The 13460-nt window shown below is 66.7% G+C and carries 11 protein-coding genes and 1 pseudogene; 6 read left to right on the top strand and 6 right to left on the bottom strand.

The window, feature by feature from the left end; translation table 11 throughout:
* Positions 1–21: 21 nt before the first annotated feature.
* A pseudogene (locus QP457_RS20015) lies at positions 22–1677 on the bottom strand (AarF/UbiB family protein); the annotation flags it as partial.
* A 221-nt stretch (positions 1678–1898) separates the two neighbouring features.
* On the opposite strand from QP457_RS20015, the gene QP457_RS20010 reads away from it, so the two are divergent.
* Positions 1899–2825: a DUF808 domain-containing protein gene (locus QP457_RS20010; protein WP_205405230.1), complete on the top strand. Its 927-nt coding sequence runs from the start codon at positions 1899–1901 to the stop codon at positions 2823–2825.
* 86 nt (positions 2826–2911) lie between these two features.
* Here QP457_RS20010 and QP457_RS20005 read toward each other — a convergent pair whose 3' ends face one another.
* Positions 2912–4450 carry a GGDEF domain-containing protein gene (locus QP457_RS20005; protein ID WP_205405229.1) on the bottom strand — a complete coding sequence of 513 codons (1539 nt, stop codon included), beginning with the start codon at positions 4448–4450 and terminating at the stop codon, positions 2912–2914.
* 105 nt (positions 4451–4555) lie between these two features.
* On the opposite strand from QP457_RS20005, the gene QP457_RS20000 reads away from it, so the two are divergent.
* The 3 genes from QP457_RS20000 (at position 4556) to QP457_RS19990 (ending at position 6576) form a co-directional block, all read left to right on the top strand.
* Positions 4556–5191, top strand: coding sequence for an NAD-dependent dehydratase (locus QP457_RS20000; protein ID WP_180165192.1), 636 nt, complete (start codon positions 4556–4558; stop codon positions 5189–5191).
* Positions 5191–5898 carry a YafY family protein gene (locus QP457_RS19995; RefSeq protein WP_205405228.1) on the top strand — a complete coding sequence of 236 codons (708 nt, stop codon included), beginning with the start codon at positions 5191–5193 and terminating at the stop codon, positions 5896–5898. Before QP457_RS20000 ends, QP457_RS19995 begins: the two co-directional genes overlap by 1 nt.
* Before the next feature lie 291 nt (positions 5899–6189).
* A complete protein-coding gene (locus QP457_RS19990) occupies positions 6190–6576 on the top strand; it encodes a VOC family protein (RefSeq protein WP_205405227.1) in 387 nt (128 codons plus the stop codon).
* 108 nt (positions 6577–6684) lie between these two features.
* On the opposite strand, the gene QP457_RS19985 is transcribed toward QP457_RS19990, so the two are convergent.
* The 4 genes from QP457_RS19985 to pdhA are packed head-to-tail and all read right to left on the bottom strand — an operon-like array spanning position 6685 to position 10573.
* Positions 6685–8079, bottom strand: a complete 1395-nt coding sequence (locus QP457_RS19985; protein ID WP_205405226.1) for a dihydrolipoamide acetyltransferase family protein — start codon at positions 8077–8079, stop codon at positions 6685–6687.
* Positions 8076–8429: an SH3 domain-containing protein gene (locus tag QP457_RS19980; RefSeq protein WP_025874583.1), complete on the bottom strand. Its 354-nt coding sequence runs from the start codon at positions 8427–8429 to the stop codon at positions 8076–8078. The genes QP457_RS19985 and QP457_RS19980 overlap by 4 nt, the downstream gene beginning before the upstream one ends.
* Position 8430: 1 nt before the next feature.
* A complete protein-coding gene (locus QP457_RS19975; RefSeq protein WP_089237416.1) occupies positions 8431–9498 on the bottom strand; it encodes an alpha-ketoacid dehydrogenase subunit beta in 1068 nt (355 codons plus the stop codon).
* Positions 9491–10573, bottom strand: a complete 1083-nt coding sequence (gene pdhA / locus QP457_RS19970) for a pyruvate dehydrogenase (acetyl-transferring) E1 component subunit alpha (protein ID WP_032976633.1) — start codon at positions 10571–10573, stop codon at positions 9491–9493. The genes QP457_RS19975 and pdhA overlap by 8 nt, the downstream gene beginning before the upstream one ends.
* A 325-nt stretch (positions 10574–10898) precedes the next feature.
* On the opposite strand from pdhA, the gene QP457_RS19965 reads away from it, so the two are divergent.
* Both QP457_RS19965 and QP457_RS19960 read left to right on the top strand, forming a co-directional pair.
* On the top strand, positions 10899–11774 hold the full coding sequence (locus QP457_RS19965; RefSeq protein WP_205405225.1) for a tryptophan 2,3-dioxygenase family protein: 876 nt from the start codon (positions 10899–10901) through the stop codon (positions 11772–11774).
* Between the two features lie 179 nt (positions 11775–11953).
* Positions 11954–13453 carry an oligopeptide:H+ symporter gene (locus QP457_RS19960; protein ID WP_100553839.1) on the top strand — a complete coding sequence of 500 codons (1500 nt, stop codon included), beginning with the start codon at positions 11954–11956 and terminating at the stop codon, positions 13451–13453.
* The last annotated feature ends 7 nt before the right edge of the window (positions 13454–13460 follow it).

Raw genomic sequence — 13460 nt, 5'->3', positions numbered from 1 at the left:
GGATACGACAACGCATCAACGCTATCGATGTCCACGTTCCTCACGCGAACGCGCACGCCGATCGAACAACAAGGCGCTGGTCACGATGCCCAGCCCAAGCACCACGCCGATCAACAACAGCACCAAGGCGATGGCGGGATAGCCGAGCACATGCCAGCCGGTATCGATCTTCATCATCATCGCCGCCGCCATGATCAACGCTGCGCTGATGATGCCGGCCGCAACACGGTTGGCGATCTTCTGCAGGTTCTCCATCAGCCGCGACTCTTCCAGCCCGGTCACCTTCATCTGCAGGCGGTTCTCGGCCAGCAGCGCCATGATGTCCGAGAGCTTGCGCGGTCCGTCGCGCAGCAGTTGCTGCACCTCCATGGCTTCGCTGGCCAGGTTGGCGGCCGACAGCGATTTCTTCAGGCGCGCGCGCATCACATGCTGCAACTGGCGCTCGACGATGCGCCGCGTATCCAGGTCCGGTGCCAGCAGGCGGCATACGGTTTCAAGATTGAGCAGCGCCTTGCCGAGCAGGCTCAGCTCCGGCGGCGTACGCAATCCGGACGAGGTGGCGATGCGCACCATGTCCAGCACCACACGTCCTTCGGAGAAATTCGCGCTGGCCGCATAGCGTGCGATCAGCTGGCCGGTCTCGCGCAGGTAACGTTCTTCATCGAACGCCTCCAGCCGGGTGCTGATGCTGATCAGGTCGTCGGCCACTTCCTCGCCACGGCCATCGACGGCGGCGAACAGGATCTTCAGCAGCCGCTCGCGCAGGCGCGGCGGCATGTGCGCGACCATGCCCAGATCGAAGATCGCCAGGCGCCCATCGGGAAGTACCCGCAGATTGCCCGGGTGCGGATCGGCATGGATCTCGCCGTGCACGAAGATCTGGTCCAGATAGCCGCGGATCAGCGCCGCCGCCAGCGGGTCCATCGCCTGTTCGGTACGGCGCACATCGGGAATGGCATCCACGCGTACGCCGCTGGCCAGTTCCATGGTCAGCACGCGATGACTGCAGTAATCCCACAGCGGCTGCGGAATCCACAGGCGCCGGAACGGCTTCAGATGACGGCCGAAGCGCGACAGGTTCTCAGCCTCGGCGTGGTAGTCCAGCTCCTGCATCAGGGTCTTGGAGAACTCGTTGAGCCAGTCGCGCAGGCGCACGCGGCGACCGATCTGGGTCAGATGGTCGGCGGCCAGGGCGAAGCTGCGCAGCACTTCAAGATCCGAACGCAGTTGCGCGGCGACCTCGGGCTTCTGCACTTTCACCGCCACCTCGCGGCCGTCATGCAGCACCGCGCGATGCACCTGGGCGATCGATGCGCAGCCCAGCGGTTGTGGGTCGAATGCGGCGAACAGCTTGTTCACCGGCGCGCCCAGCTCCTGCTCGACGATGGCGTGGATGCGTTCGACCGGGATCTCGGCCACCTTCTCCTGCATCCGCTCCAGCGCGGTGGCGAACTCCACCGGCACCATGTCCGGGCGGGTGGACAGCATCTGCCCGAGCTTGACGAAGGTCGGCCCCAGCGCTTCCAGGTCACTGACGAACTGCTCGGGATTGCCGTCGGGCGGCACATCGGTGTGGCTGCCGGCAGCGTCCAGATTCATGCCGGAGAACACGCCGGAATGGCGGTAGCGCATCAACAGGCGCAGGATCTGGCTGCGCCGGTTCATGCCCCGGATCAGCGGGGGATTGCCTGCGGCGGTGGGTGGCTTGCTCAAACAGAACTCCTCGAAAGCGACGACCCGGTGGCCATGATCCGGCGGCCGGGTAGCGCCGGGCCATGCCCGGCGGGATCGGAATACGCTGCCAGTGTCCCTGCGCTGCGGTAGGCGCGCGGTGAATCCGCTACCGCAGGCGGCGCAGGATCGGTCAGAATCCGCTCATTCCCTTTACTGGATCCCCCATGGCCGGTGCCAGCCTGTTTGCCCTGCTCGACGATATCGCCTCCCTGCTCGACGACGTCTCGGTGCTGACCAAGGTCGCCGCCAAGAAGACCGCCGGCGTGCTGGGCGACGACCTGGCGCTGAACGCGCAGCAGGTGACCGGCGTCAACGCCAACCGCGAACTGCCGGTGGTGTGGGCGGTGGCCAAGGGCTCGCTGGTGAACAAGGTGATCCTGGTGCCAGCCGCGCTGGCGATCAGCGCATTGGAAGCCTGGCTGCACAGCCGTGGCTGGAACGTGCCGCTGATCGTGCCGCTGATGATGATCGGCGGTGCCTTCCTGTGCTTCGAGGGCGTGGAGAAGCTGGCGCACCGTTTCCTGCATTCCGCCGACGAGGACGCCGAACACCAGGCTGAGCGGCGCAAGGCGCTGGCCGATGCGCAGGTGGACATGGTCGCGTGGGAGAAGGACAAGGTGAAGGGCGCGATCCGCACCGACTTCATCCTCTCGGCCGAAATCATCGTGCTGTCGCTGGGTGTGGTCGCCACGGCCTCGTTCATCAACCAGGTCAGTACCCTGGTGGTGATTGCGCTGGCGATGACCGTGTTCGTCTATGGGCTGGTGGCCGGCATCGTCAAACTGGATGACCTGGGCCTGTACCTGTCGCGCAAGGGCGCGGCGCTGGCGGCCGTCGGCCGTGGGCTGCTGGTATCGGCACCGTGGCTGATGAAGTTCCTGTCGGTGGCCGGAACCGCGGCGATGTTCCTGGTCGGCGGCGGCATCCTGGTGCACAACGTGCCGGCGCTGCACCACGCGGTGCAGGCGCTGGGCGGTGAAGGCCACTGGGGCTGGCTGGTCAACGCGCTGGGCAACATGGTGGTCGGCATCATTGCCGGTGCGATCGTGCTGTCGGTGGTGACCGGCGTGCAGAAGCTGCGCGGCAAATAGCGCCAGCTCCTTCCCCGGTAGAGGCCGACCTTGGTCGGCGGTTTGTTTGCCGCGCGTGCCAACCAAGGTTGGCACCTGCTCGCGAACTACCCGGCGTGCACCCGGTTCTTGCCTTCGCGCTTGGCCACATACAGGGCGTCATCGGCGCGTCGCAGCAACGTATCGGCATCGTCGCCCGGCTGCCATTGCGAAAGCCCGGCACTGAAATGCACCGGTACCCGCCGGTCCTGCACGGTCAGCACGCGATGCGCCAGTGAACGCTGCAGCCGCTGCACCGTGGCCATGCTGTCCGCGCCGGGGGTTTCCGGCAGTACCAGCACGAACTCGTCGCCACCCAGCCGGGCGATGCCATCGGTGGCACGCAGCAGCAGGCGGCACACCGACACCAGGTGCTGCAGCAGCGCGTCGCCGCCGGCGTGGCCGTGTTCGTCGTTGGTCTGGTGGAAATCATCCAGATCGATCACCGCCAGCCCCAACGGCGAGTTGTTGCGGGCGGCGCGGGCCAGTTCGCGTTGCAGCAGTTCGTCCAGACCACGCCGGTTCAGGGCCTGGGTCAGCGGATCGATACGCGCCAGATCGCCGGCCGCGCGCAGATCCTGTTCCAGCTGGTTGATGCGCTGCTCGGCGCGTTCCACCTCCTGCCGTGCGCTGGCCAGGTGATCACGTGCCTGCGCCGCCTGCTGCTGCACCTTGCCGGTGTCCTGCATCACTTCCTGCAGCAGGTGGTTGAGGTCGGCGATGCTGCGCGCCTCGCGCAACTGCAACGCGTAGCTGCCGATGCGGTCGTGGTATTCACCAGTACTGGCAGCCATGCCGTCCATGCGCTCGATGAACTCACCCATCAGGCTACGCATGGCTGCTTTCGAATCGTCGATTCCCTGCCGCAGCAGGCCCTGCTTGTAGATCACTTCGCGCAGCTCGGCGCGGGTGCGCTCGACCGATTCGGCTTCCAGCGGCCCGGCCAGCAACTGGCGCACGGCTGCGATCTGGCCCTGCAGCCAGCTGCGGTCATCCAGCAGCTCGCTGACGTTCTCCAGCAGCAGTGCGAACAACTCAAGCAACAACGCCTGCTGTTCCTGCCAGCTCTCGGCGCGCACGCCGATCTGGTGACCCAACTCGCGCGCACCTTGTTCGATCGGCTCCAGTGCCGCGCCCGGTTGCCACTGGCGCAGGCGTACGGACAGTGCCTGGGCCTGCTCGCGCAGGTCGGGATCGTGCTGCAGCAGCGCCACCACCGCCCCGCCCAGCAGCAACCGCAACTGCTCGGACAGGCGCAGGCTGTCGGGCTGGCCATCGGGCGAATGCTGGTCGATGGTGCGGATGTACTTGTCGATCAGCTGCCGCATCGCCCGGCCATAGCGCGGCCAATCGGCACTGGCCTGCGCCGACTGCAGGCGATCGCCCATGTCGCCCAGCTCGCCGGGCAGGGTGGCCATGCCATTGGCGAAGGCGGCCAGCAGCGGCTCGGGTGCATCGGCTCCGGCGAACAGCTGCTGCAATGCCACGCCGCTGCCGCCCTGCAGCACCACCCGATCGCCGCGCCCGTCATCGACCACCGCGCGCACGCGCGCAGGCGGCCCGATGGCGGTACCGGGGGCAGGGCGGGGGTCGGGCTGGTCCGTCATGGAACGAATCCTGGGGTGGCAGGGGGCTGGTCACAGCATATCGGCGCAACTGGCGGTGGCTTGAACCGATAGGATGGGCGACAGGATGCCGCAGTGGAGGTGGGTATGCGTGTGATGTTGCTGGGGGCGACGGGACTGGTGGGCGGGCTGGCCCTGCCGATGCTGCTGGACGACCCGCGCTGCCGCGCTGTGGTAGCCCCGACCCGGCGACCGCTGGACCTGCGCGACCCGAAACTGCACGCCCCGGTGCTGGACTTCGATCAGCTGCCGGATGCGCCGGGCTGGGCACCGGTGGATGCAGTGGTCTGCGCGCTGGGCAGCACGATGGCCCTGGCGGGAAGCCGCGAGGCCTTCTACCGGATCGACCACGACTACCCGCTCGCCTTCGCCCGCCTGGCCAGGACCCAGGGCGCGCGTGCCTTCGTACTGAATTCGGCGGCGGGGGCCAATCCGGGTTCGGCCATCTTCTACAGCCGGGTAAAAGGCGAGCTGGAGCGCGACCTGCGCGCGCTGGGCTTCGCTTCGCTGACCCTGGTCCGGCCGGGCCTGATCGGCGGCCACCGCCCACAGGCGCGCCGCGGCGAACAGTTCGCCCTGCAGGTGCTTGGTGCGTTGCGGCCGGTGCTGCCGCGAGCGTGGCGTATCAACCCGGCCACGCGTATTGCGCGGGCGCTGGTGAACGCGGCACTGGCGCCGGCACCGGGCGAGCACGTGGTGGCTTCGAAAGACCTGGTGGACTGATGTCGCGCGCGCTGCGTCTGACCCAGCTGCTGCAGGTGCTGCGCCGCCACCGCCGGCCGGTGGCCGGGCAGGCGCTGGCCGAAGAGCTGGGCATCAGCCTGCGCACGCTGTACCGCGATATCGAAACGCTGCGCGAACAGGGCGCCGACCTGCGCGGGGAAGCCGGTGTTGGCTACCAACTGGAACCGGGCGACGTGCTGCCGCCGCTGACCTTGCCACCGGCGGAAATCGACGCGCTGGTGCTGGGCCTGCGCTGGGTAGCGGCACGCACCGAGCCGGCGCTGGCCGAGGCCGCGCGTGATGCGTTGGCACGCATCGCCCACGTGCTGCCAGCGGCACGCCGCGAAGCACTGCGTGACAGCGGCCTGCGGGTGGGTCCTTCGCGTACAGCGGCCAAGGTGCCCCCGGCGCGCCTGCAGACCGTGCGCGAAGCGGTGGGTACGCAGCAGCGGCTGCAGTTCGCCTATGAGGATGCACAGGGACGGCGTACCGAGCGCGTGGTCTGGCCGTTCGCACTGGGCTACTTCGATGAAGTGCCGATGTTGGCGGCGTGGTGTGAGGGTCGCGAGGACTTCCGCCATTTCCGCCTGGATCGCATCCGCCATGTGCGTGCGTTGGAAGAGTGCTACCTGGTGCCGCGTGCCACCTTGCTGCGGCGCTGGCAGAAGGCGCAGGGCATCGCCCCGGATTGGCTGGACCGTTCGTGACGGACCAGCTTTGGTAGAGGTCGAGCTTGCTCGACGCTTTTGCTCTTTGCTCTTTGCTCTTTGCTCTTTGCTCTTTGCTCTTTGCTCTTGGTAGATGTCGAGCTTGCTCGACTGCTCTTGCTGTTCGCGGAGAGCAGTCGAGCAAGCTCGACATCTACCAAAGCGGGAGCAACAGCAGTCGAGCAAGCTCGACATCTACCAGAGCCAGGGCGCGAGCAGGCTCGACACTGCTGACAGGAACTGTCAGCAGGGCAGGGTCACCATGAACGCTTCCAACAACGGAGGTTCCCCATGTTCAAGCCCAGCACCCTGCTGCAGTACGTGCGCGACGTCGCCGCCAGTGCCACCTTCTACAGCGGCATCCTCGGCACGCCGCCGGTCGAGCAGTCGCCCGGCTTTGCCCTGTTCCTGCTCGGCGATGGCGCCGCGCTGGGCCTGTGGCAACGCGATGACGTGCAGCCGCCTGTCATTGCCGAAGCGGGTGCAGCCGAACTGGCGATGGTGGTGGCGGATGCAGCAACGGTGCAGCGCATGCACGACGAATGGCGCGCGCTTGGCGTGCAGATCACCCAGGCACCGGTGACGCTGGAATTTGGCCACACCTTCGTCGGCGTCGATCCCGATGGCCACCGCCTGCGTGTCTACAGCCGCGCCGAGGGCATGGTCGCGCGCGATTGATCAGCGCGAAGTAGATCCACGCCATGCGTGGATGAAGACGCACAAAAAACGCCGGGCATTGCCCGGCGTTTTTCATTCATGTGCCAACCAAGGTTGGCACCTACCGGATCAACTGGCCAGCGCCAGATCGTCCATTATCGCGCGCAGGAAGCGGGCCGCTTCACCGCCCGTAGCAGCACGGTGGTCGAACGTCACCGACAGCGGGATCACCTTGTGCGCTTCCACGCCGCCCATCACCGGGGTCATCTGGTGGCGGGCACGGCCGGCACCGACGATGGCCACGCACGGCGGCACCACGACCGGGGTCGCGTAGCGGCCGGCGAACATGCCGAAGTTGGACAGCGAGATGGTGTAGCCGCTCAGTTCCGACGCCGCGATCGAACGCGCTTCCACCTGCTCGCGCAGGCGGTTCACGCCTTCGCGGATGCCACGGGCATCCAGCATGTCGGCATTGCGCAGCGCCGGCACGAACAGGCCGTCGTCGGTATCAACGGCGATGCCGATGTCCACCTGCGCATGCAGGGTGCGGGTCAGCGCTTCACCGTCGAACCAGGCGTTCATCGCCGGCACCTTCTGCGCGGCGACCACGATCGAGCGCACCAGGCGCGCGGTGACGTCGTTGCCCGGCAGCCAGGCGTGGATGTCGGCGTCGTCGTTCAGCGTGGTCGGCACGACCTTGCTGTGCGCATCGGCCATGACGCGGGCCATGTTGCGGCGCACGCCCTTCAGCGGTTCCGGCTGGCCCTTGGCGACCACGCCCGGCGGCTGGGTGCGCATCGGCTTGCCAGCGGCAGACAGCGGGGTGCGTGCGTCGGACTGTACCGGCGCGGCCACCTGTGCCGGAGCCGATGCGGCAGCAGCCGGTGCAGCAACCGCTGCCGGTGCGGCGCCGATCTTCGCGCTGCCATCGGCAGCGGCCTGCTTGACGTCGGCCATGGTCACCGCACCATCGGTGCCGGTGGCACGCACGCGGCTCAGGTCCACGCCCAGCTTGCGCGCGGTGGCACGCACGGCCGGTACGGCCTTGACGCCGCCAACGGCCAGCGCCTGTTCGGCATGCACTGCGTTGGAGCTCTGCATCGCGCCGACCACGGTGCCGGCGTCATCACGCTCGGCGGCCGCCGGCTTGGCTTCTTCAGCGGCTACCGGGGCGGCTGCGGTCGGCAGCGGCGGCGGCGTCGGTGCGGCCGGAGCCGCCGGAGCGGCATGACCGTGGCTGTGGCCGGTGTCCTGGCCGTCAGCGCGCTGCGGCAGGTTCGGGTCCAGCGCGAAGCTGGCCAGCACCGCGCCGGTCGGGATGATGTCGCCGGCAGCGCCGGACAGCTTCAGCACCGTGCCGGAGAACGGCGAGGGCACTTCGACGACGGCCTTGGCGGTCTCCATCGAGACCAGCGGCTCGTCCAGCTTGATCACATCGCCTTCCTTGACGAACCACTCGACGATAGTCGCGTCCGGCAGGCCTTCGCCCAGGTCGGGCAGGTTGAAGTTCTTGGTCTGGCTCATTTGCAGTTCTCTTCCAGCAGTTCCAGTTCGCGGGCAGGCAACCAGCCCGTCGCGCCATTGGCGCGCTCGGACCACCACCACCCGCCGTGTTCGTGATGAAGCTTGACCATCTCGCCGTTCTCCACATCCAGCTCGCGGGCGTCATAGTCGCGCAGGGCTTCTGCGCGACCATCGTCCAACAGCTGCAACCACGCTACTGGTGCCCATCCGGCGCGCCCATCACTGGTGCGCACCCAGGCAAACGCCGGCCATTCCTCGTCACGTACGCCTACTTCGACGATCTGGCCGGTGCGGAACCGGAGCGGGTTGGGATACTGGCTGCGGTAAGCCCCGAGAAGGCGGGCCCGCATGTCAGCCTGCCGCCACCGCGCGCTTGGCCGCCGCCACGATCCGCTCTACGCTCGGCAGATACTTCATCTCCAGGCGGAACAGCGGAATGTGGGTGTCGTAGCCGGTAACGCGCTCGACCGGAGCCAGCAGGTCGTACAGCGATTCCTCGGCCAGGCGTGCGGCGATTTCCGCGCCGAAGCCCGCGGTCTTCGGGGCCTCCTGCACGATCACGCAGCGGCCGGTCTTGGCCACCGACTCGGCGATGGTGGCGAAGTCCAGCGGACGCAGCGTGGCCACGTCGATGACTTCGGCACTGATGCCTTCGCCGGCCAGCTTGTCGGCCGCTTCCAGCGCTTCCTTCACCTGCGCACCCCAGGTCACCAGGGTCACGTCGGTGCCGTCGCGCAGCACGAAGCACACGTCCAGCGGCAAGGCTTCGCCGTCGTTGACGACCACTTCCTTGTACTGGCGATAGATGCGCTTGGGCTCCATGTAGATCACCGGATCCGGCTCGCGGATCGCGGCCAGCAGCAGGCCATAGGCGCGCTGCGGCGAGGACGGCAGCACCACGCGCAGGCCCGGCACGTTGGTGAAGATCGCTTCGTTGGCTTCGCTGTGGTGTTCCGGCGCACGGATGCCACCACCCCACGGCACGCGCAGCACCATCGGGCAGTGCAGGCGGCCACGGGTGCGGTAACGCAGGCGCGCGGCGTGGCAGATGATGTGGTCGACCATCGGGTACATGAAGCCATCGAACTGGGCTTCGGCCACCGGCTTCATGCCCTGCGCGGCCAGGCCGATGGTGAGGCCGGCGATGGTGGTTTCATCCAGCGGGGTGTCGAGGATGCGGTCGGCGCCGAAGCGCTGCTGCAGGCCGGCGGTGGCGCGGAACACGCCGCCGTTGACGCCCACGTCTTCGCCCAGCACCAGCACCGACTTGTCGTGCTCCAGCTCCCAGGCAAGTGCCTGGGTGATGGCTTCGATGAGGGTGATCGGGGTGTCGGTCATGTTCTGTTCTCCGCGCGCGACGGCAGCGCTGTCGGCGGCGTTGGTGTGCGCGCTGGACGCGCCGTTCTTGATCTCATCCATGGCGCTGCTCCAGGGCGATCGCCTGGGCGCGCTGGGCCAGCAGGTCCTGCGGCGGGTCGGCATAGAGGAAATCGAACATCGCCTCGACCGGCTGCACCGGCGTGTTGAGGTACAGGTTCACTTCCTCGTCCACGCGCTTGCCGCACTCGGCGGTCCAGGCCGCTTCTTCTTCCTCGCTCCAGACACCGGCGTTGGTCAGGTACTTGCGCAGGCGCAGCATCGGCTCGCGCTGCCAGGCATCCTTCACTTCGGCGTCGTCGCGGTAGCGGCGCGCGTCATCGGCGGTGGTGTGGTCGGACAGGCGATAGGTCATCAGTTCCAGCACGGTGCCACCGTCGCCGGCCAGCGCACGTTCGCGCGCCTGCAGCATGGCGGCCATCACCGCGATCAGATCGTTGCCGTCCACCTGCAGGCAGTGCAGGCCGCCCGCCAGGCCCTTCTGTGCCAGCGTCTCGGCACCGGTCTGGGCCGAACGCGGGACCGAGATGGCCCAGCCGTTGTTGACGATGCACAGGATCAGCGGCAGCTTGTAGGCACCGGCCGAATTCAGTGCAGCGTAGAAGTCGGTCTTGGAACTGCCGCCGTCGCCGCACACGGCCACCGCGATCTGCGGTTCCTTGTTGAGCTTGAACTTCAGCGCAGCGCCTGCGGCGTGCAGGCACTGGGTGGAGATCGGCACGCAGAACGGGAAGTCCTTGGCTGCATTGCCGCCGTAGTCGTTGCCGCGCTCGTCGCCGCCCCAGTACATCAGCACGTCGTGCGGGCGCACGCCACGCATGAACATGGCGCCGTACTCGCGGTAGGACGGTGCGAACACGTCGTCCTTCTGCATCGAGGCGCCGATGCCCACATGCGCGGCTTCGTGGCCGAGGCAGGCGGCGTAGGTGCCCAGCTTGCCGGTGCGCTGCAGCGCGATCGACTTTCCGTCGAACACGCGCACGAACAGCATCTGCTTGAACATCGGCAGCAACGCGCGCGGGTCGCGCAGGGCTTCGGGCAGGTCATCGCGGACGAGCGTGCCGTCCGTGTCCAGATACTGCAGGTATTCGATCTTGAACTCAGCGGCAACCGTCATTGCGTACTGCACCTTCGACAGAGAAGTTACAAATGATATGAATCGCCATGTTAAGGAATGCGTACGAAAAAGCTCTCCTGCGGCGCAGCACGGCCTGCCGGCCTTTGTACCCCCTTCCGGGCGCTTGATGCCAATAACTTCAACGTATTCAGCCATTGCTGCAAAGCATCACAAATGCCCTTGGGCTGAGCGCCAGTAGAACGGCGCAAACGGTTCCACGCGCAACGGCCGTTCCACAGCTGCGCCGCACGCCCCGGTACGGTCATCACGGCTGCCAGCGCGGCGGCAACGCGCTACCCTTGCCGCCCCCGATCTGGTCCCGCCCATGTCCGTCGACAACAACCAACGCGATCTCGAAGCCGGTATCCACACCGATCTGCAGGGGCGGCTGACCTACGGCGGCTACCTGCGGCTGGACCAGCTGCTCAGCGCGCAGCAGCCGCTGTCCAATCCGCCGCATCACGACGAGATGCTCTTCATCATCCAGCACCAGACCTCCGAGCTGTGGCTGAAGCTGTTGGGCCACGAGCTGGGTGCGGCAATCGGTTTCCTGCAGCGCGACGAGGTCTGGCAGTGCCGCAAGGTGCTGGCGCGCAGCAAGCAGGTGCTGCGCCAGCTGACCGAGCAGTGGTCGGTACTGGAGACGCTCACTCCGTCCGAGTACATGGGTTTCCGCGACGTGCTGGGCCCGTCCTCGGGCTTCCAGTCGCTGCAGTACCGCTACATCGAGTTCCTGCTGGGCAACAAGAACGCGCAGATGCTGCAGGTGTTCGAGCACGATACGGCCGGGCAGGCGCAGCTGCGCACCGTGCTGGAGGCGCCGAGCCTGTACGAGGAGTTCCTGAAGTACCTGGCCCGCTTCGGCCATGCCGTGCCGGCGGTGTACGAGGCGCACGACTGGACCCAGCCGCATGTGGCCGATGACGCACTGCAGCCGGTCTTTGAACGCATCTACCAGGACACTGACCGCTACTGGCGCGAGTACGCGCTGTGCGAGGACCTGGTGGACCTGGAAACGGCCTTCCAGCTGTGGCGGTTCCGACACATGCGCACGGTGATGCGGGTGATCGGCTTCAAGCGCGGCACCGGCGGCTCCTCCGGCGTGGGCTTCCTGGCCAAGGCGCTGGAGCTGACCTTCTTCCCTGAATTGTTCCAGGTGCGCACCACGCTGCAGGTCGCGCCCCCACCGGATCTGGCCTGATCCCCATTCAGCTTGGCCGCCCGCGGCTGGCTGGATCGTTTCAGATGCAAGTTCAGCGAGCAGGCTGCGACCTGCCTCAAACGGCGTGTATTTGACGTGAACGCCAGAAGTCGGTGATCCTCGCGCGTTGCTTCACCGCACATCGGACGTGCCTCCATCCACCGAACCAGGAATTCCGCATGAGCGTAAACGCCACTGCGAACACCCCAGAGCCGGCGCTGCCGGACTTCAACACCACGATGGGCCACCCGCGCCCGTTGTGGATGCTGTTCATGACCGAGTTCTGGGAGCGCTTTGCGTTCTACGGCATCCGCTGGGCGTTGGTGCTGTACATCGTTGCCCAGTTCTACAACGGCAACGCCGCCGGTGAAGGCGACGCCAGCCGCATCTACGGCGCCTACCTGGCGCTGGTGTATGCCGCCGCGATCTTCGGCGGCTACGTGGCCGACCGGGTACTGGGTTACCAGCGCTCGATCCTGACCGGCGCGATCATCATGGCTGTCGGCCTGTTCATGATCTCGCTGCCGCAGGAGCACATCTTCAAGCTCGGCCTGGCCACGATCATCGTCGGCAACGGTCTGTTCAAGCCCAACATCTCGACCATGGTCGGCAAGCTGTACGGCCTGAAGGACGAACGCCGCGACTCGGGCTTCACCATCTTCTACATGGGCATCAACATCGGCGCGATGATCGCCCCGGTGCTGACCGAGTACCTGGCCCGCAAGGTCTTCGGTACCTCGGAAATGCCGTCGTACAAGGTCGTGTTCATCGCCTCCGGCGTGGGCATGCTGATCTCGCTGGTGTGGTTCTACATCGGTCGTGCCGGCCTGAAGGGCATCGGTGCACCGCCGGCTGGTGCTGAAGGTTTCGGCCGCATCATCATGGTGCTGGTCGGTTCGCTGTTCGCCATTCCGGTGGCTTACTTCCTGCTCGCCACCGGCGCCACCGCGCTGGCCTGGATCCTCGGCGTGATGTTTGCCGCCCTGGCCGTGCTGCTGCTGGTGGAAGGCATCCGCGAGGGCAAGGTGCAGCGCGACCGCGTGATCGCCATGCTGATCATCTTCGCCTTCAACGTCATGTTCTGGATGTTCTTCGAACAGGCCGGCAGCTCCTTCACCTTCCTGGCCGAGAACATCGTCAACCGCCAGCTGGGTGAGTGGACCTTCCCGACCGCGTGGTTCCAGTCGGTCAACTCGGTGGCGATCATCACCCTGGCGCCGATCATCGCCTGGATCTGGGTGGCCCTGGGCCGCGCCAATCCGTCCATCCCGCGCAAGTTCGGCCTCGGCCTGCTGTTCAACGGCGCTGCCTTCGCACTGCTGATGTTCGCCCTGTCGACCATGGTCGTGGACGGCAAGATCCCGTTCTGGACCCTGTTCATGGTCTACGTCATCCAGTCGGTCGGTGAGCTGTGCCTGTCGCCGATCGGCCTGTCGATGGTGACCAAGCTGGCCCCGGTACGCCTGGTCGGCTTCGGCATGGGTGGCTGGTTCCTGTCCACCGGCATCGGCAACAACCTGTCGGGCATCTTCGCCGGTGCGGTCAGTGGTGAAGGCGGCATGACGGTCGAATCGGCCCTGAAGGGGTATACCTTCGGCTTCTGGGCCTTGATCGGTTCGGGTGTGGTCCTGTTCCTGGTCGCGCCGCTGATCAACAAGCTGATGCACGGCGTGAAGTAATGAGAGG

It is taken from the genome of Stenotrophomonas sp. As-7 (genome assembly GCF_030291015.1).
Taxonomy (GTDB): Bacteria; Pseudomonadota; Gammaproteobacteria; order Xanthomonadales; family Xanthomonadaceae; genus Stenotrophomonas; species Stenotrophomonas lactitubi.
The sequence above is the reverse complement of the archived record's forward strand: the minus strand, read 5'-3'. Positions and strand labels throughout refer to the sequence as shown.